26 protein-coding genes are annotated in these 23,179 nt (G+C 44.0%); 7 read left to right on the top strand and 19 right to left on the bottom strand.

Annotated elements, in window-relative coordinates:
- Positions 1–224 precede the first annotated feature (224 nt).
- From FFR00_RS13360 to FFR00_RS13350, 3 genes are all read right to left on the bottom strand, one after another.
- Positions 225–725 (bottom strand): C40 family peptidase, encoded by a 501-nt coding sequence (locus FFR00_RS13360; protein ID WP_137673910.1) that lies wholly within the window; start codon positions 723–725, stop codon positions 225–227.
- Positions 726–727: 2 nt separating this feature from the next.
- Positions 728–1,342, bottom strand: coding sequence for a flavin reductase family protein (locus FFR00_RS13355; RefSeq protein ID WP_137673898.1), 615 nt, complete (start codon positions 1,340–1,342; stop codon positions 728–730).
- 80 nt (positions 1,343–1,422) lie between these two features.
- Positions 1,423–2,547 (bottom strand): alanine--glyoxylate aminotransferase family protein, encoded by a 1,125-nt coding sequence (locus tag FFR00_RS13350; protein WP_137673897.1) that lies wholly within the window; start codon positions 2,545–2,547, stop codon positions 1,423–1,425.
- A 792-nt stretch (positions 2,548–3,339) separates the two neighbouring features.
- On the opposite strand from FFR00_RS13350, the gene FFR00_RS13345 reads away from it, so the two are divergent.
- Together FFR00_RS13345 and miaA are read left to right on the top strand one after the other, a co-directional pair.
- The gene (locus FFR00_RS13345; protein ID WP_137673896.1) at positions 3,340–3,549 is read left to right on the top strand and encodes a DUF1127 domain-containing protein; all 210 of its coding nucleotides are present in this window, start codon (positions 3,340–3,342) and stop codon (positions 3,547–3,549) included.
- 118 nt (positions 3,550–3,667) lie between these two features.
- Complete coding sequence (miaA, locus tag FFR00_RS13340) at positions 3,668–4,597, top strand: tRNA (adenosine(37)-N6)-dimethylallyltransferase MiaA (RefSeq protein ID WP_137673895.1); 930 nt, start codon at positions 3,668–3,670, stop codon at positions 4,595–4,597.
- A 6-nt stretch (positions 4,598–4,603) separates the two neighbouring features.
- On the opposite strand, the gene FFR00_RS13335 is transcribed toward miaA, so the two are convergent.
- The gene (locus FFR00_RS13335; protein ID WP_161985167.1) at positions 4,604–4,843 is read right to left on the bottom strand and encodes a DUF3624 family protein; all 240 of its coding nucleotides are present in this window, start codon (positions 4,841–4,843) and stop codon (positions 4,604–4,606) included.
- Positions 4,844–4,875: 32 nt separating this feature from the next.
- The gene (locus FFR00_RS13330) at positions 4,876–6,267 is read right to left on the bottom strand and encodes a coniferyl aldehyde dehydrogenase (RefSeq protein ID WP_137673893.1); all 1,392 of its coding nucleotides are present in this window, start codon (positions 6,265–6,267) and stop codon (positions 4,876–4,878) included.
- A gap of 124 nt (positions 6,268–6,391) precedes the next feature.
- Here FFR00_RS13330 and FFR00_RS13325 point away from each other — a divergent pair, with 124 nt between their 5' ends.
- From FFR00_RS13325 to FFR00_RS13315, 3 genes are read left to right on the top strand one after another with little or no spacing between them, the layout of a single operon-like run.
- Positions 6,392–7,390 carry a hydrolase gene (locus FFR00_RS13325; RefSeq protein WP_235836224.1) on the top strand — a complete coding sequence of 333 codons (999 nt, stop codon included), beginning with the start codon at positions 6,392–6,394 and terminating at the stop codon, positions 7,388–7,390.
- Positions 7,387–7,635, top strand: a complete 249-nt coding sequence (locus FFR00_RS13320) for a YheU family protein (protein ID WP_137673892.1) — start codon at positions 7,387–7,389, stop codon at positions 7,633–7,635. Before FFR00_RS13325 ends, FFR00_RS13320 begins: the two co-directional genes overlap by 4 nt.
- Before the next feature lie 37 nt (positions 7,636–7,672).
- Positions 7,673–8,542, top strand: a complete 870-nt coding sequence (locus FFR00_RS13315; RefSeq protein WP_137673891.1) for a phosphoribulokinase — start codon at positions 7,673–7,675, stop codon at positions 8,540–8,542.
- A gap of 1 nt (position 8,543) precedes the next feature.
- Here FFR00_RS13315 and FFR00_RS13310 read toward each other — a convergent pair whose 3' ends face one another.
- Positions 8,544–8,948 carry an OsmC family protein gene (locus FFR00_RS13310; RefSeq protein WP_137673890.1) on the bottom strand — a complete coding sequence of 135 codons (405 nt, stop codon included), beginning with the start codon at positions 8,946–8,948 and terminating at the stop codon, positions 8,544–8,546.
- A gap of 211 nt (positions 8,949–9,159) precedes the next feature.
- Between FFR00_RS13310 and crp the strand changes: the two genes are divergently transcribed.
- Positions 9,160–9,798: a cAMP-activated global transcriptional regulator CRP gene (gene crp, locus FFR00_RS13305; protein WP_016403770.1), complete on the top strand. Its 639-nt coding sequence runs from the start codon at positions 9,160–9,162 to the stop codon at positions 9,796–9,798.
- A 49-nt stretch (positions 9,799–9,847) separates the two neighbouring features.
- Here crp and FFR00_RS13300 read toward each other — a convergent pair whose 3' ends face one another.
- The 9 genes from FFR00_RS13300 to rpe all read right to left on the bottom strand — a co-directional run bounded on the left by FFR00_RS13300 (position 9,848) and on the right by rpe (position 18,958).
- Entirely contained in the window at positions 9,848–10,642 is a 795-nt protein-coding gene (locus FFR00_RS13300) for a DUF1338 domain-containing protein (RefSeq protein ID WP_137673889.1), read from the bottom strand.
- Between the two features lie 10 nt (positions 10,643–10,652).
- Positions 10,653–12,122, bottom strand: a complete 1,470-nt coding sequence (astD, locus tag FFR00_RS13295; RefSeq protein ID WP_137673888.1) for a succinylglutamate-semialdehyde dehydrogenase — start codon at positions 12,120–12,122, stop codon at positions 10,653–10,655.
- A gap of 40 nt (positions 12,123–12,162) precedes the next feature.
- A complete protein-coding gene (gene astA / locus FFR00_RS13290; RefSeq protein ID WP_137673887.1) occupies positions 12,163–13,194 on the bottom strand; it encodes an arginine N-succinyltransferase in 1,032 nt (343 codons plus the stop codon).
- Positions 13,195–13,309: 115 nt separating this feature from the next.
- On the bottom strand, positions 13,310–14,521 hold the full coding sequence (locus FFR00_RS13285) for an aspartate aminotransferase family protein (protein ID WP_137673886.1): 1,212 nt from the start codon (positions 14,519–14,521) through the stop codon (positions 13,310–13,312).
- Positions 14,522–14,815: 294 nt separating this feature from the next.
- Positions 14,816–15,397, bottom strand: coding sequence for an aminodeoxychorismate/anthranilate synthase component II (locus FFR00_RS13280; protein ID WP_137673885.1), 582 nt, complete (start codon positions 15,395–15,397; stop codon positions 14,816–14,818).
- Between the two features lie 88 nt (positions 15,398–15,485).
- Entirely contained in the window at positions 15,486–16,394 is a 909-nt protein-coding gene (locus FFR00_RS13275; protein ID WP_137673884.1) for a cation transporter, read from the bottom strand.
- A 146-nt stretch (positions 16,395–16,540) separates the two neighbouring features.
- Positions 16,541–17,545 carry a tryptophan--tRNA ligase gene (trpS, locus tag FFR00_RS13270; protein WP_137673883.1) on the bottom strand — a complete coding sequence of 335 codons (1,005 nt, stop codon included), beginning with the start codon at positions 17,543–17,545 and terminating at the stop codon, positions 16,541–16,543.
- A gap of 30 nt (positions 17,546–17,575) precedes the next feature.
- Entirely contained in the window at positions 17,576–18,271 is a 696-nt protein-coding gene (locus tag FFR00_RS13265; protein ID WP_137673882.1) for a phosphoglycolate phosphatase, read from the bottom strand.
- A 9-nt stretch (positions 18,272–18,280) separates the two neighbouring features.
- Positions 18,281–18,958 carry a ribulose-phosphate 3-epimerase gene (gene rpe / locus FFR00_RS13260; RefSeq protein WP_137673881.1) on the bottom strand — a complete coding sequence of 226 codons (678 nt, stop codon included), beginning with the start codon at positions 18,956–18,958 and terminating at the stop codon, positions 18,281–18,283.
- A gap of 118 nt (positions 18,959–19,076) precedes the next feature.
- On the opposite strand from rpe, the gene FFR00_RS13255 reads away from it, so the two are divergent.
- The gene (locus FFR00_RS13255) at positions 19,077–19,259 is read left to right on the top strand and encodes a DUF2970 domain-containing protein (RefSeq protein WP_137673880.1); all 183 of its coding nucleotides are present in this window, start codon (positions 19,077–19,079) and stop codon (positions 19,257–19,259) included.
- Here FFR00_RS13255 and FFR00_RS13250 read toward each other — a convergent pair.
- From FFR00_RS13250 to aroK, 4 genes are read right to left on the bottom strand one after another with little or no spacing between them, the layout of a single operon-like run.
- Positions 19,256–20,071: a Dam family site-specific DNA-(adenine-N6)-methyltransferase gene (locus FFR00_RS13250; RefSeq protein WP_137673879.1), complete on the bottom strand. Its 816-nt coding sequence runs from the start codon at positions 20,069–20,071 to the stop codon at positions 19,256–19,258. The genes FFR00_RS13255 and FFR00_RS13250 overlap by 4 nt on opposite strands.
- 2 nt (positions 20,072–20,073) lie before the next feature.
- The gene (locus FFR00_RS13245) at positions 20,074–21,540 is read right to left on the bottom strand and encodes an AAA family ATPase (RefSeq protein WP_137673878.1); all 1,467 of its coding nucleotides are present in this window, start codon (positions 21,538–21,540) and stop codon (positions 20,074–20,076) included.
- Positions 21,541–21,550: 10 nt separating this feature from the next.
- Positions 21,551–22,627: a 3-dehydroquinate synthase gene (gene aroB / locus FFR00_RS13240; protein ID WP_137673877.1), complete on the bottom strand. Its 1,077-nt coding sequence runs from the start codon at positions 22,625–22,627 to the stop codon at positions 21,551–21,553.
- Between the two features lie 7 nt (positions 22,628–22,634).
- Entirely contained in the window at positions 22,635–23,150 is a 516-nt protein-coding gene (gene aroK, locus FFR00_RS13235; protein ID WP_137673876.1) for a shikimate kinase AroK, read from the bottom strand.
- Positions 23,151–23,179 lie beyond the last annotated feature (29 nt).

Raw genomic sequence — 23,179 nt, 5'->3', positions numbered from 1 at the left:
ATATTAATTAAGAAGAAGTTTTTGCGCCGTTAATAAAGCCTCAGGCCTTACCAACCCTGACATCGTTTCTACATCGCTTTGCAGCGCCGCTTGCCGTGTCAGTGGAGTCGCATTATAGGGATCCGCGATTTTGGTGCAAGCGTTTTTTGAAGAAAATCACAGAAATCGAGTCAAGTGTTCAGATAGTAGTCAGATGCAGTGATTTTAGTTGGTTTTATCTACAATTAGAGCCGTTTTATCGTGATGATCTTTGGTGACCAATAAACATTATCGAGTCGGGAAAAGATCACGCCTTTAGAAGTAGATGCATGAAGAAAGTGCTGTTGGTCATAAATGACACCAACGTGTCTCACTTTATGGCTGGTTTTAAAGAACACCAAATCACCGGTACGCGCTTTAGCTAAGTTAACGGTTTTACCCTGCTGCATTTGGGCTTGAGTGGTTCGAGGAAGCTGCTTTTGGTAGATACTACTATATAGGTGTTGCACAAAAGCGGAACAATCAATCCCTGCTTTGTTCGATCCCCCTAATTTGTAGGGCGTACCTTGCCACTGCTTATGTAGAGCCAAGAACTGAGTTTGCTCGCCGCTTATTGAATTAGCTTGCTGGTTCACCCCACCGCTAGTAGATGACTGACTACTGCAACCCACCAGCCACATTCCAGCAATGAACAAAGCCAGAAGCTGGTAACTAAGCACGACGTTATTAGCTAATTCAAACTTCATCACTATTTGGGCCGCTGGATAGTAAAGCTTTGACCGTTTGCCCAGTACTCTCCACCACCTAAACGACCTAAAGGATTTAGCGCGTTGGTATCTAGATCCATACGGCCTTCATTCATTGTGGCAAATTGTTCTTCTATATATAGGTGTAATACTTTAAGGATGATCATCGACTGCGGCGTATTCCCGATAGACTGCATCTCAAACAGTTCACACGCCATGGCAATAGGTGCATCAGCTAAACGTGGTAATGCAAACCCTTCGAAAGAAGCAAGTTCTAGTTGCTGTTGAACAATCTCAGATTCACCATAAGGCAAGGTTTTTGCTGATTCCGTTACTTGCTTGGCTTGTTCTGCACTGGCGATATGCACTACACAGTATTTACCGTTCTGAATATTGACCTTGGTGTCTTTATCACTGCCGTCGGGCTTCTTACCCACCGATAGCATGATCAATGGTGGATCTGAGCTAATTGCAGTGAAATAAGAAAAAGGAGCGAGATTATAAGAAGTGGGCTGGCCATTATCGCTAAGTACCCAAGCAATAGGACGAGGTACAATGGTTTGAGTCATGCAATGATAAACTTGGTTACTTAACAAGTCGGCAAAGTCGATATACACCTAAAAGCTCCTTAATATAGGAAGGCGGTAAACAACAAACCCGCAATAGCGGGCTTGTTTATCAGTATAGAACGAAATAACTAGTCTTTAGCCATTACCTCAGACAATGCCGCTAAACACAAACTAACATTCTCTTGGCGAGCTGCGTAGCCCATCAAACCAATACGCCAAGCTTTACCTGCAAACTTACCCAAGCCGGCACCAATTTCTAAATTATAATCACTAAGCAACCGAGATCGAATTGCTTGCTCGTCTACCCCTTCAGGAATGGCCACCAGATTTAGCTGAGGCAAGCGGCAACTCTCATCCACCATTAAATCTAAACCTAGTTTAGCTAAGCCTTCAGCAAGTACAGTATGTTGCTGAGCATGACGTTGCCAAGACGCTTCTAATCCTTCTTTATATAACATTAGTAAGGATTCGTGTAGGGCATATAAAGCTGTTACTGGAGCAGTATGATGATACGAGCGTTTTTGCTCTCCTGACCAATAACCCATGACTAAGGTTTGATCTAAAAACCAGCTTTGAACTTTGGTTTTTCGTTGCTTAAGTTTATCTACTGCAGCCTGACTAAAACTAACTGGAGACAACCCCGGTACACAGGACAAACACTTTTGACTGCCAGAATAAATGGCATCAATGCCCCATTCATCTACTTTAAGAGGAATGCCACCCAATGAAGTCACAGCATCTACAATAGTTAAGCTGCCATTTTTCTTGGCTAAGGCACATAAGGCTTGTGCGTCTGATGCGACGCCGGTGGATGTTTCTGCATGTACAAACGCCAACACTTTGGTATCTGGGTGTTGCTCTAATGCTTTAGCGACTTTAATAAGAGAAACTGGTTCTCCCCAATTGTCTTCAACGACGATAGGCACCGCACCACAGCGCTCCGCATTCTCTAGCATGCGCTGACCAAATACACCGTTAATACATACAATTACCTTATCGCCTGGTTCAAGTAGATTAACAAAGCACGTTTCCATGCCCGCAGAGCCTGGTGCTGATACAGCGAACGTATGCTGATTAGTCGTTTGAAATGCATATTGCAGTAAGGCTTTAATCTCATCCATCATATTCACAAACAAGGGATCTAAATGACCAATAATTGGTCGGCTTTGCGCTTGTAATACTTGAGGAGAAATATCTGAAGGGCCTGGACCCATTAAGGTACGGCGCGGGGGATTAAAAGAACTTACGTCCATCCTAATGTCCTTATATTTATATTGTTATTTATTGTAATTATCTGTGTTGCGTAATTACTCTAACATTGCCTTAACAAAAGTTGAACGTAAAATGTACAGCTGCGCATCGACACTTTGTTTAACGCTATAAATTGCACAGTGAAGCGCTCGGTAACAACTTCGATATTGATAAGCAATTGCTAGTTTCAATCTAAAACAACACTGCGAGTCCTTTAATAAATATAACTAAGCCTAATAAGGTTAACATCACAGTTAGTGAATAGCTGAAAAATCCCAATAATCAGCACTTACTTGAATAAGATCAAACTACCAACAACGCATTAACAAAAAAGCACAGAATTTAACCTGAAGATCACCAGTAAGGACGAGCTTGTTAAGCCTATCTAGTACCTGAAAATTGATCTAAAACATAAAACAGCCCGACTTTAACAATGTCCAACAAAGCCATACAGATAAAAGGGCAAGGAAATTATTAGAGCACTTAGAATGGCGTAGAATAAAAAGTCAAATCGCGATCAAGTCCTCCCCCCTGTAACTCTCCTTAACAAACAGGCTATAAATCTAGAAACTTGGTTCAAAATCTAAACAATAGTTAATTATCCCTCGCTAGAATTTGTACTCTAAATTCATTTTAGTGAATAACTATTCGCCTGTTTTTTCACTAAAAATAAAGCTTCACAGAAAAGAAAGTTAAATTAGTTTTTCTAATGCAAATGATGCAGTTTATTTTGTTTGAGAAAGCCGCAGAGCAAGCCTAAGATGGCCCCATCAACTGAGATGAGGTCCTAGATTATGAGCACTAACACAAATACTATCGGCAACAACAAAAATACGTCTTTCTTACAGCACGCTGTAGAGGTTTACCAACTTTGTAATGTTTGGCTGTTACGCCAAAAAACACGACGTCAATTAGCCCAATTACCTGCGTACTTATTACGTGATATTGGTTTAAGCGAAGCTGATCGCTACCAAGAGTCTCGTAAGCACTTCTGGGAAAACTAAAACAAACGCGTTTTTCGCCAAGGATCTCAGGCTTATTTAGAACGGCATGCTGCGTTGCACATGCCGTTTTTGTTTTTTCTTGTTACCATTCCCCGCAAAATCCGCTATGAAAAACACTATGCAAACTCACTCAGCCAATCTAATCGTAGTACTCGGCCCTACTGCCTCAGGTAAAACTCACTTAGGTGTGGAGTTAGCTCGCCACTATAATGGCGAAGTGCTATCAGCGGATTCACGGCAGGTATATCGTGGTTTAGATATTGGCTCAGGGAAAGATCTTGCCGAGTATCAGGAGATCCCCTATCACCTAATCGATATCGTTGAACCCGATACTGAATATAGTGTGTTTCATTTTCAGCGTGATTTTTTTGCTGCTTACACACAAATAAAACAGGCTAAAAAGTTACCCATTATGGTGGGAGGGACGGGTCTGTATATTGACGCTGTGACTCAAAACTATCAATTGAACGAAGCGCCGGTAAACAAAGCGCTTAGAGACGAACTGGCCACGCTTAGCTTGGAAACGCTACAGCAACGTTTACTCGCCTTAAAACCAGAGCAACATAACAGCACCGACTTAACGGTGCGGCCACGTTTAGTGCGAGCGATAGAGATTGCTGAAGCCGATATTCAAGTCAGCGAGCAAGATGTAGCGGTACACCCAACTATTACGCCGTTATATATCGGGATCCGCTGGGATCGCTCGGTATTACGCGAGCGCATCACGCTGCGACTAAAACAACGCTTAGAAGAAGGCTTGATTGAAGAAGTACAGCGCTTGCATTTAGAGGGTGTAAGTTATCAAAAGCTGGAGTTTTACGGTTTAGAATACCGCTTAGTTGCCCAGCACTTACAAGAACAACTCACATACAACGATATGTTCCAAAAGCTGAACTCACAGATTCATCAATTTGCTAAGCGCCAAGACACCTGGTTTAGGAAAATGGAACGCCGTGGCAATGTGATTCATTGGCTGGATCCACAATATGACTTAGTAGAACAAGCGAAGCAGGTTGTTGAGCCACAGCTAAATAGCTTAACAAGTTAGTTAATTCTAAGGTGGCTCTGAGGTAAACCAGCGGTAATAACAAAACATCAGCCAATGAGCCAAACTTAGCAAAGCAAAGGCTGCAAAAGCTAACCATAAGCTCAGCTGATAAACCGCGACCTTACCGCTATACATTACACTTAAAAGCAACATAACCAGCCAACCAAGATTCGCCAGCAACATACATTGCTGGCAACGTCCTAACTTTTCTACAAACCACGCTTTTTGGCAAAACTGACAGCTCACAATGGCGACTCAACTGGTTTCAATTACGCTAATTATCCACGCGTCATCAGTTTGATCAAGAGATCAGTAAACTTGTTATAAGGTGGCTGCATTAGGCTAATCGCCGCAAACTGCCCTTGCTTGAAAATAGGCAGCATTTTTGAGAACTGCACAAATCCATCATAGCCGTGATAATGGCCCATACCACTTGCCCCTACTCCACCAAATGGCAATTCATGCTGCGCTACATGCAGCAATACCTCGTTAATACATACCCCACCCGCTTGAGTTTGTTGTATCACTTGCTGTTGTAGCTGCTGTTGCTTACTAAATACATACAGCGCTAAAGGGTGTTCATGCTGATTAACATAAGCAATTGCCTCTGCAAATTCTTCGTATTCAACCACAGGTAATAATGGCCCAAATATCTCTTGCTGCATCAAGGTGGTGGTAGCTGGAGCATCAAAGATTAAAGTGGGTGCTATTTTGCCACTACTTTCGCCTGAAATAAGCGGAGTAGTATTGGCTCCCTGTTGCTCTGCATCTTCAAGTATTTCGTGTAAGCGGGCCAGAAAATCACTGGAGATAATACTTGAAATAGATTCATCAGATAAATCTCTATAGTGCTTTTTGCAGTAAGCCAAGCAGGCATCGATAAAGGCTTGGCGCTGAGATTTAGGCAGCAATATGTAATCGGGAGCCACACAGGTTTGCCCTGCGTTAAATAGTTTACCCATCATAATGCGTTCAGCCGCTAACTTTATTGGGTAATCCTTAGCAATAATCACCGGAGACTTACCACCTAACTCTAGCGTTACTGGGGTAAGGTTCGCAGCAGCGGCCTGCATCACTTTACGGCCAGTATTGGTAGAACCGGTAAAGACTAGGTGGTCAAAGGCCAATCCTGAAAACAACGAGCCTAAGTCGCCATCATCAGCGTAAATACTCACTACGTCATCAGCTAGATATTGAGGCATTAGATCTATCAGCAGCTTAGTAAGGTGCGGGCTTAGCTCTGACATTTTAATCATTGCTTTATTGCCCGCCGCCAATGCATCGGTTAAGGGACCAATGGCTAGGTACAAAGGATAATTCCAGGGCACGATAACCCCAATAACCCCTAGCGGCTGCGCAACTACGCTATTACTAGCCCCAAAATGCCAAATACTAACGCCACGCCGTTGCGGCTTAAGCCATTTTTTTAAGTGCTTAAGTGCATAACGGATCCCTTCAATAGAAGGGAATATTTCAATCAGCTGAGTTTCGTGAGAGCTTCGATGGCCAAAATCCTCGCTAATAGCGTTTATAATGGCACTTTGGTTTTCCAATATAAGTACCAGCAGCTGGTCTAAATGGTATTTGCGCTGCTGCAACGTTGGATACGTTTGTTGTTTAAACGCTGCTTGCATACGAGATAAATCTTGATTGAGTTGCTGCTGATTCATGGACGCCACCAATAATAGTTTGTCTTACGTAAACCTAGATTATGTTACCAACGGTAACTTGTAAATAAAAATGACAAAGCTTGAACAATTTTATGACTAAGCACATAGTTTGTAGCTAGCTATATTGTGGAGAAAAAGCATTAACCCAAGTCAATTTAAAGCGCCATGGTGGGCCAGCAACAATCATCTACAAACGCTACTGCCCACCTTTTTATTGAGGCGAAAAAAAATCTCACTCGATTGGCAAAAGCTCGAGCTAAGCGACGGCGACTTTGTAGATTTAGCCTGGATAGATAGCGCTCAAGCTGCAACTCCTGAACAACCTATTGTAGTGGTATTTCATGGTTTAGAAGGCAGTGTAAATTCTCCTTATGCCAAGGGTATTCTGCAAGCTTGCCAACAACAAGGCTGGCGCGCGGTTGTGATGCACTTTCGTGGCTGCAGCGGTAAAGCCAATAAACTATGGCGGGGATATCACAGTGGCGAAATAGGCGATGCCACCGCATGCATTGCGCATTTGCAGCAGCAGTTTCCTAATGCGCCTTTATTAGCTTTAGGTTATTCGCTAGGGGGCAATATGCTCGTTAACTACTTAGCAAAAACACCTAGCTCCCCTGTTAAAGCGGCGGTTATTGTTTCTCCACCACTGCATTTAGCCGCGTGTTCAGAACGCTTGCAGCAAGGTTTTTCCAAAATTTACCAGCATCACTTGCTGTCTCGCATGAAAGACAATCTGGTAAAAAAAATCGCCCAAACTCATCAAGCCCCCTTAAAACCTCAACAAGTTCAACAATGGCGCAACTTTGTGGAGTTTGATGAACATTACACAGCTAAGGCCCATGGCTTTAAAGGCGCAGCAGATTACTATCAGCGTTGTAGCGGCCTACCGTTATTAAAAGACATTCAACACCCTACCTTGTTAATTCACGCTGCCGATGACCCATTTATGGATCAACGAGTGATTCCTAATACCAGTCAGCTAAGCAAGGCAGTGGAGTATCGTTTAAGTGACACAGGTGGACACGTAGGTTTTGTTGGTGGTAGCCTGCTGCGCCCCAAATTTTGGTTGGAATCGAGTATTCCGCATTGGTTTAAGCAGCAATTAGAGCAAACAGATAAATGATTATTCCTTGGCAGCAACTAGATCCTAATACCTTCGATGCATTATTAGAGAGTTATGTATTACGCGAAGGGACTGACTACGGCGAGCAAGAGCTGAGCTTAAGCGAGAAACTTGAACAAATTAAACAACAAGTTATTAATGGTTCGGTTTTAATCGTATACTCAGAGCTTCACGAAACAGTAAACTTAATTGCCAAAGAGCAGTTTGATGCCTCTGCCATGGAAGGGCAGCAGGATGATGGGTAAACCATGTTTATAATCATCACCAACAGATAAGGCCACTATGTCAGCTAAGCATCCCGTTATTGCCGTTACCGGTTCTTCAGGCGCAGGAACATCCACCACCAGCGAAGTATTCGCCCACCTGTTTAGACAGCACAAACTAAACGCGGCGTTTATAGAGGGTGACAGTTTCCATCGCTACACTCGCCCAGAAATGGACGTAGCGATCCGCAAAGCGCGCGAACACGGCAAACACATTAGCTATTTTGGCCCCGAAGCCAACGACTTCAATTTATTGTACGAATTCTTCAAACAATATGGTGAGAATGGCACCGGTCAATACCGCCGCTACCTGCATACTTTTGACGAAGCAGTACCATATAACCAAATGCCGGGTACTTTTACTCCTTGGCAAGACTTACCTGAAGAAACCGACGTATTATTTTATGAAGGTTTGCATGGCGGTGTGGTTTATGACGAAAAAAATGTCGCCTCTAAAGTCGACCTACTTATCGGCATGGTCCCCATTGTTAACTTAGAGTGGATTCAAAAACTAGTACGCGATACCACTGAACGGGGCCATTCACGTGAAGCAGTGCAAGAATCAATAGTACGTTCAATGGACGACTACATTAATTACATTACCCCGCAGTTTTCGCGCACACATATCAACTTTCAACGTGTGCCTACAGTTGACACCTCTAACCCCTTCAGCGCGAAAAGCATTCCGACATTAGACGAAAGCATGTTGGTCATTCGCTTTAGAGGGCTGAAAAACGTCGACTTTCCGTTCTTGCTGCAAATGATTGATGGCGCTTATATGTCTCGGCAAAACACCATTGTGGTACCAGGCGGTAAAATGGGTTTTGCCATGGAGCTGATCCTGTCACCAATGATTCAACAACTATTAGAGACAGGAAAAATTCGCTAAGTTAAGCGCTTTCAATACGATAGCTGTGGCTTATATCACAGCTTTTACTCAACATTAATGACACTGAACAGTACTTTTCCATGCTTAGTTGCACAGCGCGCGCTACGTGTTTTTCACTTAAATCATGCCCTTTTACCACAAACTCTAAGTGAATCTTGGTAAATACTCGGGGGGTTCCCTCAGCCCGCTCAGAATCTAGATTAACTTTACAATCAGTGACTTGCTGTCTCGCTTTGCCCAAAATTGAGATAATATCTACTGAACTACAGCCACCAGCGGCCATTAATACGTACTCCATTGGGCTTGCAGCAGCCTGTGCATTGTCACCGTCCATCAAAATTTGGTGACCTGAGCTACTTTCTCCAATAAATTGTAGTTCTTTAGACCACGTAACGGTCGCTTTCATGTTAGATTCTCCTAGGGAATATTTCGTCAGCCAGCTTAATCTAGGTCAAGGTTCAAGGCTAGTGTTTGCCTCATACTAAAGGCGTATAAATGCCTTGCAGCAAAGCCCGAAGCCTTTTATGCTAGAGGCGGAATGGACGACTACAACAATAAATACAATTTGTTAGTTATAAAGCTAGCAAATAATTATAAAGACAGAGGATTTCTTTAATATGGTAATTGGCAAACCTCAAGCTGATCCGGTGATGGAGTGGTTTCTTTCTCACTGTCACATTCATAAGTACCCATCAAAAAGTACTTTGATTCATGCTGGCGAAAAAGCTGAAACGCTTTACTACATTGTAAAAGGTTCAGTCGCAGTATTGATTAAAGATGAAGAAGGCAAGGAAATGATCTTGTCTTACTTGAATCAAGGTGACTTCATGGGTGAATTGGGTCTTTTCGAAGACACTGAAAATCCAATTCGTACTGCTTGGATCCGGGCTAAAAGTCCTTGTGAGGTAGCGGAGATTTCTTACAAGAAATTCCGTCAGCTAATCCAAGTTAACCCTGAGATCTTAATGCGCCTTTCAGGCCAAATGGCGAACCGTTTGCAAATCACCAGCCAAAAAGTAGGTGACTTAGCATTCTTGGACGTTACTGGTCGAATTGCACAGACCTTATTAAACCTAGCTAAGCAGCCTGACGCGATGACGCATCCAGACGGCATGCAAATTAAGATTACCCGCCAAGAGATCGGCCAAATTGTTGGTTGTTCACGCGAAACGGTAGGTCGTATTCTTAAGATGTTAGAAGAGCAAGAGTTAATTACCGCACACGGTAAAACTATAGTGGTTTACGGCACGCGCTAGTAAGCTAACACGCTAATAAAAAAGCCGCTAAATGCGGCTTTTTTTGTTTTTACTGTGCGCTATCGGTACTGCTAAATATTTTATCAGCTGAGGCTTCGACAAAGCCCGAGTAAAGCTCTCCGTTAGGCTTAGGGTAACGCAAGGCAAACTCGTAAAAGCAGCTAGGAATACTGTGCTTACTGTCGCTAAATACCACTTCAGCTTGATCGGCCAAGGTGGCAGACTGCTCTAGCAACACCTCTGGCGACCCTTTTATCTCTCCCCCTGCAGTATTTAAGCTAAAGCCAGCCTCTTTTAATTGCTGATTCACTTGCTGTAAATCATCCATACCCGCGAGTTGATTCACCGAAATAGTAAAATGATTGGCTCGATAACCATAGGCCGCTAACCAAGCCGCATATTCACTTTCGTTAAGCAGTGTTTGGTATTCGGCATAACTAAGCTGCCAAGGTCGCCCGGAAAAAAATACCTCTGGTCGCTGGTATAAGTCGTTATTTACCTGTGCAGCCAAGCCTTGAACAATCGCTTCAGACTCTGGCGACAAACTTTCTACCTGCAGCTCACTAATAAATACCTTTGGAACAGTGGGGTCATCGTGTTCAAAATGTGCTGCATCCAAGTGTTTATTGGCAAAATGATATTCCCCACCCTTTCGATAACCCATAGCGATTAAATGCTTAGCAAAGGCATCAACACCGGTATTAGGTAAATTAAAGGTACGCACTGCAATGTGATCATTCACTACCTCAGCACCTTTACCGAGTAGCTGATGAATAGAGTCAGCACTAGGTGTAACCGCCAAGTATTGCTCCCACAAGCGCTCAAAAAACAAATCTACAGTCATAACTCACTCCTTAGAAGTGCAGGCCAGGGCTTAAGCTTGCTGGTAATACGCTGGCTTTACCTTCCATAGATGCAACAGGATAAGCACAGTAATCGGCCGCATATTTAGCACTCGCGCGGTGATTGCCTGATGCGCCAATTCCGCCAAACGGCGCAGCACTTGAAGCGCCAGTAATTGAACGGTTCCAGTTCACAATGCCTGCACGAATACGGTGGCGGAAGTTTTCCCACTTGTCCTCGTCCACGCTAAGTAAACCAGCCGAGAGGCCATAACGAGTATTGTTGGCTTGGGCTATCGCTTCATCCCAATCAGCGTAACGAATAACTTGTAACAAAGGCCCAAAGTATTCTTCATCTGGTAGTACTGCCACTGCCGTGACATCTACAATTCCTGGGCTAACAAAGCCTTTGCTTAGATCCGCTTGGCTAAGTTCAACTAAAGACTTAGCCCCTAAGTCCAATAATTGTTGCTGTGCAGCCACCATACCAGCTGCTGCTTTAGCACTAATCATGGCACCAATAAATGGCTGCTGTTCAGCGTCGTATTCGCCCACTTCTATGGCTTTAGTGACTTCCACTAAGCGGCTAAGAATTTGCTCGCCTTGTTCGTTATTAGGTAAAAACAAGCGGCGAGCACAGGTACAACGCTGGCCTGCCGAAATAAAGGCGGATTGCACAATGTCATGCACCGCAGCATCGATGTCTTCCACTTTATCAACCACAAGAGGATTATTGCCGCCCATTTCTAAGGCCAAGATCTTATCTGGCTGACTGGCAAACTGTTTATGCAATACGTGACCGGTATTTGAGCTACCAGTAAAGAACAAGCCGTCAATGCCAGCGTGCGAGGCTAAGGCCTTGCCTGTATCAACTTCACCTTGGACTAAGTTAAGCACCCCTTCAGGCAAACCTGCTTGCTGCCACAATTTAACCACTCGCTCGGAGATAAAAGGAGTCAATTCAGATGGTTTAAGTACCACAGTATTGCCGGCAATTAAGGCCGGAACAATATGCCCATTAGGCAGGTGGCCGGGGAAATTATAAGGGCCAAATACAGCCACTACACCATGCGGTTTATGACGTAATACCGCGGTCGCGATAGGCAACTCTGAAGATGACTCCCCAGTACGCTCAAAATAGGCTTTTTCTGAAATAGCAATTTTACCGATCATGGCAGCTATTTCGGTGCGGGTTTCCCACAAAGGTTTGCCGGTTTCTTGGGCAATGGTTAACGCGAGTTGCTCTTTATTTTGCTCCAGCAAGTGGGCAAACTGTTTGATCACTGCAAGGCGAGATTCAACACCACTCATGTACCAAGCAAACTGTGCTTCACGTGCGGCAGCTACCGCATTATCAACTTGTGAAGAAAGCGCCGCTTTGCCTTGCCACACACTAAGGTTTTTAGCTGGGTCTATAGACTCAAATACGGTCCCTTCACCTGCTAACCATTGACCATTAATAAACTGATTTAAATGTTTCATTACTAGCTCAAATCCTTTAATGCTGCCCGTAGGCGAAGTTCTATTGCTCGAAACGCAAGGCACCCACGCGAATGCTTGCTCCTTCATTTACCAATAATGCGTTTGCAGCTTCTGGCGAAATAAGCGCTGTTTGCTGCTGCAGATTAATATCGATAGCTGATACACAGGCGCGAAAGTCTTGAAGACGCGCGTTAGTGAGTAACATCTCTTCAGCTGCATCACTAGGCTGTCCAATACGAATCTTGAGTTTAAAAGAGTGCTTAACACTCTCAATCAACTTCAAAGGACACTCTACCGTGGGTCCAGCATCAAAAATATCTACATAACCGTGTTTGCAAAAGCCTTCGGCTTCCAACAAACGTAGTGCTGGCCGCGTTTTTTCATGCACTTCACCAATTACCGCTTGGGCTTCTTTGCTAAGCAAATTCACGTAAATGGGATATTTCGGCATCAGTTCCGCAATGAACTCTTTTTTGCCTACGCCAGTAAGGTAGTCAGCAGTGGGGAAATCCACGCTAAAGAAGCTATCTTGCAACCATTGCCAAAATGGCGAACGGCCTTGCTCGTCGGATACACCGCGCATCTCGGCAATGACCGATTCATTAAAGCGCTCTTGGTGCTCGGCCATGAGTAAAAAACGACACTTAGATAGTAAGCGACCATTCTGACCTTGACGGTGCGATTCTTGTAAGAACAAGGTGCATAGTTCAGTAACGCCAGTGTAGTCATTGGTTAGCGTGAGCGTTTCCACCACGTTATAAACGTTTAAACTACGTGAAGCATGAACCACCTTGCCTAGATGATAAGTGTAAAATGGACTGCTCATGCCTACAGCAGCATCAATGGCGCTGGTGCCAACCACTTCACCGGTTACGGTATCTTCCGCCACCATTAAATAGTGTTGGTCGCCAGGTTTATCGGTATCAGTTGCAAACGAACGAATAGAATGCGCTAATTTTTCACGCAATAAAGGCTCGTCAACCGGTAAAGAAGTAAAGCCTATCCCAGACCCAACCGCCATTTGTAACAAGGCAGGATAGTCCGTTTCCTTAATAGGACGGATAACTAACATGGCTACATCTCCCTTTTTTGAATAGCACAGAACCGTAGCTAAATATTAGCCACTACTCTTGATAGTTAAAAAGTATAACTTGGCTGGCCTTATTGCTAAGGCCAGCCCAAAAACGCTAAGCGTTTACCACTTTGGCAACAGCTTGCTCGAAACGCTGCATGCCTTGTTCAACATCAGCTTGAGGGACAATTAAAGAAGGCGTGAAGCGCACTACGTTAGCACCAGCGACTAATACCATTAAGCCTTGATCGGCCGCTGCCACTAAAAAGTCGCGCGCGCGGCCTTGGTATTGCTCGTTTAGCACTGCTCCCAGTAACAAACCTTTACCCCTTATTTCTGAAAATACTTGGTACTTCTCGTTAATGGCATTCAAGGCTTCTCTAAACCATTGCTCGCGCTGTTTAACACCGTTTAGCACTTCTTCGCTATTTACAATGTCGTAAGCGGTTTCTGCAACGGCACAAGCTAATGGGTTACCGCCGTATGTACTGCCGTGGGTTCCTACTTTCATAGAAGCCGCAATCTCAGTAGTGGTTAACATCGCACCGATTGGAAAACCGCCGCCTAGGGCTTTGGCTGAGGTAAGAATATCCGGCGTCACATCTAGGCCCATGTAAGCATACAACTCGCCAGTACGGCCAACACCTGTTTGTACTTCATCAAAGATAAGTAGCGCATTATGTTTATCACATAACTCACGCACTTTTTTTGCAAAGGCTAAATCTGGGCTGATAATGCCACCTTCGCCTTGCAGCGGCTCCATCATCACTGCACAAGTTTGGTCGTCGATAATCGCTTCAAGCGCCGCTAAATCGTTGTAAGGGATATGCTCTACATCACCCGGCTTAGGACCAAAACCATCTGAGTATGTAGCTTGACCGCCTACCGTAACGGTAAAGAAGGTGCGACCGTGGAAGCCCTGTTCAAAGGCAATGATTTTGGTTTTGTCTTTTGAGCCATGCTCAATTGCGTAACGGCGCGCTAATTTAAGCGCGGCTTCGTTTGCCTCGGCACCCGAGTTACAGAAAAACACTTTTTCAGAAAAGGTACTGTCGACTAATTTTTTGGCTAAGCGCAGAGCCGGTTCGTTAGTCAATACATTACTTAGATGCCACAAGGTTTGACCTTGTTCGGTTAAGCTTTTCACCAACGCAGGGTGACAATGCCCTAAACAGCTAACCGCAATACCACCAGCGAAGTCGATATACTCTCGGCCCTCTTGATCCCATAAGCGTGAACCTTCGCCTTTCACCGGAATAATAGCCGCCGGGGCATAATTAGGAACCATAACTTCATCGAATAGCGCGCGAGTAACAGCGTGTGACATGTAGTGTTCTCCTTTAGCTTTCTGGCAATTCCTTTATGTCAAAGGCCAGAAAGGTTAATAGTATGTAAAGAGTTTGGCGATTATGGCAAATATCGAGAGCGATGTCTGAGTATTCAGCCATTCAGCCATACAAAATATGGCCATTTTTAAGCATATTCAGTGCATAGTTCTAATAATAGCGTAGGGAATATTGCTTGCAATGCCCTCACACCAAAATCATAAAGCATAAATATGCATTACTTATTCATTCTATATAATCAATACATTAAATCATTTTAAAGCTCATTCATTCTATTAATTAGAACCAATAAAGTTACTTAGCAACTGCAAACCTTGCTTTGTAAGAATGCTTTCAGGGTGAAACTGTACCGCATGAATCGGTAAGTGCTTATGTTTAAGCCCCATAATTTCGTGCTTTTCACCTTTATCATCGTGGCTCCAAGCGGTCACTTCTAAACATTCCGGTAAGCTGTGTGCCTGAACCACCAAGGAGTGATAGCGAGTAACAGCCATTGGGTTAGCGAGCCCACTAAATACCGAATCTTGCTGGTGATATACCGGCCTTACCTTGCCATGCATAGCTTGAGCCGCACTCACTACCTTGCCGCCAAAGTGCTGTGCAATACACTGATGTCCTAAACACACCCCAAGAATAGGCAGCGTGTTGGCAAACTCGGCAATCACCGCGAGAGAAATCCCTGCTTCATTGGGTGAACATGGACCTGGTGAAATAAGCAAATGAGACGGCGCAAGCTGCTTAATTTGTTCAATGCTAATCTCATCATTACGACGAACCACAACCTCTACATTCAGCTGCGAAAAGTACTGATAGAGGTTGTAGGTAAATGAATCGTAATTGTCGATAATCAGTAGCATGTAACCAGAATAGCCTGCAGGTTAAAAGCGCTATAGTAGCTGATTTTTAGTTAGCAGGCAGCGACATTTCGAGCTGCTTTAATAATTTTCATCCAGCAGAAAATTCGCCTTGCTCTGAGGGTTCAACAAATACAATTTCGGTATAATTATTCTGGTAATACTGATTAGCCAAACTACGAATTTGCTTTCTCTGCTGAACCATATCGTCTAGCGCAAGTTGATGATTCCGGCACACTACCTCTATGGTGACCCAAAAGCGACGACCGGTTTTCATCACTACTATCTCTCCTAACTCAAAACCATTTAACATGGTTTGCTGCTCTAAGGCTTGAGTAAATGGTTTGGTATGTTCGGGTTCAGGTGCGCTCAGTAGTAGTTCTTTAAAGCCATTTTTAACCAGTAGGTAAGGGTCTTTTAAGAAGATAAGTGAAAATACAATCACTAGAATTTGGTCTACATAACGGGCTATCCACCCTACGCTGCTGTCTTGAATAAGCAATACAATGATTAATGCTACGCCAATGGCACCAGAGATCACCGAGTTTATTAGCCAACCTTGTTGCTCTGCCAGCAGTAAGTTAGAGGCCTGCAGCTTATTGCTACGTAAACATAGCCACCAAGCCAATAAACAACCAGACACAGCGGGCACCACATAAATCAGCATCATGCCAATTTGCGGCTCGCGACCACCAGCTAACATGGTTTGCAAATTTGCCGACAAGGCGAACGCAACCAGTACCAGAATAGAGATCCCTTTCACCATTACCATTAGCGGCTCAAAGGCAAAGTACCCCATAGGAAAGCGTTCGTTGTAATTCTGGCTGGTGAGGTAGGCAATGCGGATCCCAGTAAAGGCCATCACTGAAGACAGTAGATTAAAAACCCCGTCTAACATAATAGCGCCAGACTCGGTGTGCACCCCCATTGCAATACCCCATAGAGAAAGTATCAAGGCGATAACCGCCGAATACACCAGAGTTATGCGTTCTAGATCCATCTACTCGCTCCTCGGCATTGGCCGATTAATTCAATATGTTGATATTACGCCAAATACTAGCAAGCAGGCAGCTAAGTCACTAGCGTTAACTATTGGGTATAAAAAAGCCCAGCGCTTGGCTGGGCTTTAACACTTAGAACAAATTGCTACTTTAAGCGAATGAAACCTAAAACATCGTAAACCGCTTCTAGGGTTTTACTGGCTTGCTCACTAGCACGGGCTGCACCTTTCGCCATAATGGCTTGTAGGGCTGCTTCGTCGTCGCGTAGTGCTTGATAACGCGCCTGAATTGGTTCTATCATCGCCACCACTGCGTCTGCCGTGTCAACTTTAAGGTGACCGTACATTTTGCCTTCATAGCTGGCCACCAACTCATCTATCGATTTTCCGGTAGCGACCGATTGCAAAGTTAGAAGATTTGATACACCTGGCTTTTCATCACGATCAAAATAGATACGCGCGGCTTCATCTGAATCAGTCACCGATGCTTTAATCTTCTTAGCGATTTGCTTTGGTGTATCGTTTAGCAAGATGAATGCTTTAGGGTTGTCGTCTGACTTTGACATCTTCTTAGTTGGCTCTTGAAGCGACATAACTCGCGCACCAAACTTAGGGATGAATGGTTCTGGCACAGTGAAAATGTCACCGTAAAGCGTATTGAAACGATGAGCAATGTCACGGGTTAACTCAAGGTGCTGCTTTTGGTCGTCTCCAACAGGAACAGCATTGGCTTGATACAATAGAATATCGGCCGCCATAAGCGCTGGGTAGGTATACAAACCGGCATTAGTGTTGCTGGCGTACTTACTCGATTTATCTTTAAACTGAGTCATGCGATTCAGTTCGCCCATTTGAGTGTAACAGTTAAGCGCCCAGGCTAGCTGAGCATGCTCTGGTACTTGTGACTGAACAAATATGGTGCTTTTGTCTGGATCTAAGCCACAAGCAATATACATGGCTAAGCCATCTAATACCTGGTTCTTAAACTGCGTAGGCTCTTGGCGAACAGTAATAGTGTGTAAGTCGGCTAACATGAAGTGACAGTCGTAGTCGTTTTGCATGTCAATCCATTGGTTTATTGCCCCAATATAATTACCAATGGTTAACGAACCTGAAGGCTGAATGCCACTTAATACTATGGGTTTACTCATGATGTTCCTATTCAAACAATTACGATGGGCTTAAGCCGTTACCGAGCCATTCATTAGCTCTACTAAAGTCTCAAGGCTGTCTGCCACAAATTCGGGGCCACTTAGTGCAATATCTTCACCGTAGTTGTAGCCGTAGGTCAAGCCCAGAGAGGCACAACCCGCCGCTTTTGCCGCTTGAATATCATTTTTTGAGTCTCCCACCATAAGAAGCTGGTCGATATTCAATTGATAGTGCTCTACAAGATGCTGTAACGGCAGTGGGTCTGGCTTTTTACGTGCTAAGCTGTCGCCCGACAATACTACGTCAAAGTAGCGTGCAAGATTTAGCTGTTCTAATAAAGGTTGGGTAAACAAACCTGGCTTATTTGTAACAATGGCCATAGGAATATTTAGCTCCGCAAGCGCGGCAAGACTTTCCCCTACTCCCTGATAAAGTTTACTGGCTACACAGAGCCTTTCGCTATAGTGGCGATTAAATAGCGGTTTGGCTTTGAGGTATAAAGCTTCATCTACATCTTCAGCAATAACAGAAGCACCAGATAAGGCACGTTTAATCAGCACTTCAGCACCATTGCCAACCCAATGACGAATAGTTTGCTCTGAGAATTCACTACGCCCTAAATCCACCAACATAGCATTTATAGCTAAAGCCAAATCTGGAGCGCTATCCACTAAGGTGCCATCTAAATCAAAAGCGATAAGTTTAATCTGTTTTAACTGAGTCATTAATTGGCCTTACTTTGTTGCTTTGGCTAATTCAGCACGCATTTGGTCAATCACTGCTTTGTAATCAGGCTTACTGAAAATAGCAGACCCAGCTACAAACATGTCGGCACCGGCAGCGGCAATTTCACCAATATTGTCAGGGGTTACGCCACCATCAATTTCTAAGCGAATATCGTAACCACTATCATCGATTTTTTTACGTACCGCGCGCAGCTTATCAAGAGTATTTGGAATAAATTTCTGGCCGCCAAAACCTGGGTTAACCGACATTAACAAAATCATGTCTAGCTTATCCATTACGTAGTCAAGGCAATGCAAAGGTGTAGCAGGGTTAAGCACTAAGCCCGCTTTACAGCCTTGCTCTTTAATCAACTGCAAGCTGCGGTCAATGTGCTCAGAGGCTTCAGCATGGAAGGTAATCATGCTAGCGCCTGCTTTAGCAAACTGCGGAATAATTGCATCAACCGGTTTTACCATTAGGTGTACATCAATCGGAGCGGTAATACCGTAGTCGCGAAGCGCCTTGCACACCATAGGACCAACTGTTAAGTTTGGTACGTAATGGTTATCCATTACATCAAAGTGAACCACGTCTGCACCGGCAGCTAATACGTTTTCTACTTCTTCACCCAAACGGGCAAAATCGGCAGCTAAAATTGAAGGGGCAATTAAAAAGGGTTTGCTCATTGGGGTAACCATTGGATTTTAAAGTGCGCAATTTTAGCGCAGCTTGTGCCGTGATCCAATCACTGTACAAAGATAGTTTTTATGGCATGCTGAATTTTCACATTCTAAGGAGCAAAAAATGGCCGGTAAAACTGCATCTTTGTTCAAAAGCGTACTGGGAGCACTATTTGGTGTTCAATCAAACAAGCAACGCCAACACGACTTTAGCCAAGGCAAAGCGTGGAAATTTATCGTGTTAGGCATTGTGATGGTGATAGTGTTTGTTCTGAGTATTGCGCTGCTAGTAAAAGTGATTACTTAATTAGCGTGGTAGTAAGCCAGTAATTCGGCCACTTTCATGCGTTTATGCCCCTTACGGCTAATAGTACGGCGCACACTTAGCTGACTCAACTCACTGCTTTGATAGATAGTGCGTGTTAGTGGTAAATCATGATTACTAATCAACACCGATGCCCCGCGCTGCTGAGCTACTATTGCTAGTTCACCTAAACGTTCTTGATCGCTGCGATTAAAGCCTTTACTTGCATAGTTGGTAAAACTGGCGGTAGGGCTTAAGGGAGCATAGGGTGGATCGCAATAAACAATGTCACCGGCTTTAATCTCAGCAAAGGTGTCTACATAACTGCAACAACGAAACTCTGCACGCTTCGCCTTCTCAGCAAAAAACGCTAACTCATGCTCAGGAAAATAAGGTCGCTTGTAAGAACCAAAGGGCACATTAAAGCCACCACTCCGATTGTAGCGACACAGACCATTGTAGCCATGACGATTCATATACAAGAACATTAAGGAACGTTGATAGCTGTCTGTAGTAGCATTAAACCGCTTACGCACCTCATAGTAAAACTCACTCTGATTACACTCAGGCGTAAAGTAAAGCTTGGCGTCATTAATGAACTTCTGCGGACTTGTTTGCAAAAGTTTATATAAATTAATTAAATCAGGGTTAATGTCGCTTAACAGATAACGAGAATAGTCGGTATTTAGAAATACCGAAGCAGCGCCAACAAAAGGTTCAACTAAGGTATCGCCTTCAGGAAGTTGTTGTTGAATATCTTCAATCAGGCCGTATTTTCCGCCGGCCCACTTTAAAAAAGCACGAGTTTTCTTCATTTCTATTGCGTCAATTCAAACTGTACCTGTTTAAATTGCTTAATCAATGAATCTAGATTTTGCTGTTTTAAACTTGTGCGAGCGGCTTGGGCTTCTTCGCGAGTAGCAAAGTCACCGTAAATAATTTTATAGGGTACGTTGGGGTTAGCACTTGAGCGATAAACCCAAACGTCATGTGACCATTGGCGCGCAGAGACAAACTGTTGGGCTTTCTCGCGGTTATTCAGCGCCATTAGCTGTAAGGTGTAATGCTTACTTGGCTTAGCTTCTAACAGGGATTTAACATCCGTAACTTTAATTGCTACGTCACTGTTTTCAATCGTTTCAAGGCTTGGGCTAACGGCCTCTTCGGGCAGCTCTGCAAGTAAGTTGTCGTTATCTTTAATCTCTGTCACTTGGCCTGTGTCAGCTTTAGGCTCGTTTTGCTCAGCCAATAGTTTATTAACTACGTCGTCTTCAACAATTACTCGTAGCTCATCGCTACTGCTTTGCGAACTAATATCAAGCTCTTCCGGTAAATCTTGAGACGGGAGCTCGGCGGTCTCGACTTGACTCCCGAGTAGGTTTGAACTGCTCGACGTTGTATCTGCAGCACTTTGGCTTGGTGAACTACCATTAGCTAACGTCGGCTCTTCCATCAAGGCAAGTGCGATACGGCTGTCGTTATTATCACCATCGCCGCCCCAATCATTGATAACTTGTACCAGTAAACCCGCGACTGCTGCACATAACACCACCGCGATAACCAAATAGAGCTTGTTACGATTAGGACTGCTTGCTTCTGACATGGGAATATCTCCGGTAACGATTTGGTCGACAAATTGATAAATTAGACTAGGATTTCCTTTCGCCGAGGCTATATGTTGTTCAATGGCTTGCTGATTTTCAAACTCAGCCACATAGTCTGCACGATTAAACAATAGTGAAGCGAGTTCAAATGCTTCACTTTCGTTTAACGGAGAGACATCAAAATACAGTACGTCATTGTTTAGCGCATCCAATTGCGCATTAAACTCTGTGCCGCTTTCTGCAAGCAACAGCAGCGACATATCGTGATGATAAAGTTGATTGTAGTGTTGATAAAACTCGACTAACTCTTTGAGTATATCCGCGCTCAAGTGCTGTGCATTGTCCACTATCACAACCAAGGGCGCAGCGCTTTCTTTTACATTGCGCTGGAAGCTATCAAATAGCGGATCGTCTTGATTAAAGAGAGGGTCTTTGAGTAACTGTTGGAGTAAATCGCGACGCAGTCGGCCGCCTTCATCGGCAGCAGCGGTAACAAAAGCGTGATTAGCAAAAGGAGCACGCTCTAATACCGAAGTTGCAAGAGATGACTTTCCTGAGCCCGTCTCACCCGTTACACAAATGAATTTAGCACTAAAGCGAATTTGGGTGATAAGTCTATCGCGCAAACGTAATTGACTTTGCAATTGCGCAAACTCGGCATCGCGCCGCACTTCCACCATTCAAATTGCCTTATTGAAATCGATTGATAACTGTTTTTATATCACTTTCAGTAATTGTATCAACTACTTCTGCTGTACCAATAGAGCTAGGTAGTACTAAACGTAGTTTTCCGTCTAATACTTTCTTGTCACGCATCATATGGGGAATAAACTGCGCTAAGCCCATGTTCTGCGGCGGTACAATTGGTAAACCCGTTCGTTCAATCAGCTTACGCATACGCTCAACAAGCGTTTTATCGATCATACCGGCCAGTTCAGCTGTTTCTGCGGCCATTACCATTCCAGCACCTACAGCTTCGCCATGTAACCAAACCCCATAACCTTGTTCAGCTTCAATAGCGTGACCAAAGGTATGCCCAAGATTAAGGAGCGCTCGAATACCTTGCTCGGTCTCATCTTTAGCAACGACTTCAGCTTTAATTTCACAACAACGTGCTATAGCACGCGTCATTAAAGCAGGGTCTAAGTTCATAAGTTGGTCAAGATTCTCTTCAAGCCAACTGAAGAAATCAGCATCATAAATAATGCCATACTTAATCACTTCAGCCATGCCGGCGGCTAACTCGCGCTTATCCAACGTAGCCAAACAATTGATATCGATAATCACCGCTTTAGGTTGGTAAAATGCACCTATCATGTTTTTACCCAACGGATGATTTACCGCTGTTTTCCCTCCCACCGATGAGTCAACCTGTGACAACAAGGTTGTGGGTACTTGTATAAAGGGTACCGCTCGTTGATAACATGCGGCAGCAAAACCTGCCATGTCACCAATGACTCCACCGCCAAGGGCCACAATAGTGGTATCTCGGCTGTGTTGCTGAGCTAACAACTCTGAAAAAATTTGATTTAGCGTGTCTAAGTTTTTGTATTGCTCGCCGTCTGGCAAGCTCACTACATCTACGGTGTAGCCGCTTAAACAAGCCAATAGTTGCTCTAAATATAGTGGTGCGACCGTAGTATTAGTGACAACCATAACCTTTTTACTGGAGATGGCAGAACTAAATAAATCAGCTTGGTTTAATAAACCTTGGCCAATAGTAATGGGGTAACTACGCTCACCAAGAGCAACCGTCAAACATTCCATTGTTATTTTAGAATCCTAATAGTTCGATGATTTGATTGGCCACTGCTTTGGCACTTTGATCGTCTGTTTTAACGGTGTAATCGGCCACATCGGTGTACATGGGATTACGCTCACCCGCTAAATTTTCCAATACTTCTCTAGGTTCATCTGTTTGAAGTAATGGGCGACGTTTATCACGCTGAGTACGCGCAAACTGCTTATCGATTGTGGTTTCTAAGTAAACTACGATACCGCGCGCAGAAAGGTGATTGCGGTTTTCTTTACTAATAACAGAGCCACCACCCGTTGCTAACACGATGCCTTGTTCTTGAGATAGGTCGTCAATAACGCCTTCTTCACGAACTCTAAAACCAGCTTCGCCTTCTACGTCAAACACCCAAGCGATATCTGCACCAGTACGGCGTTCGATTTCTTGGTCAGTGTCGTAAAATTGCAAATGTAATTGCTGTGCTAAATGACGCCCGATTGTGCTTTTCCCAGCACCCATTGGTCCTACAAGGAAGATATTTCGTTTCTCAGCCATGCTTCTTCAAATTTGTCTTTGTCTATTTT

The sequence above is a fragment of the Agarivorans sp. Toyoura001 genome (assembly GCF_005405585.1).
Lineage (GTDB): Bacteria > Pseudomonadota > Gammaproteobacteria > Enterobacterales > Celerinatantimonadaceae > Agarivorans.
This window is presented reverse-complemented; position numbering and strand designations above follow the sequence as displayed.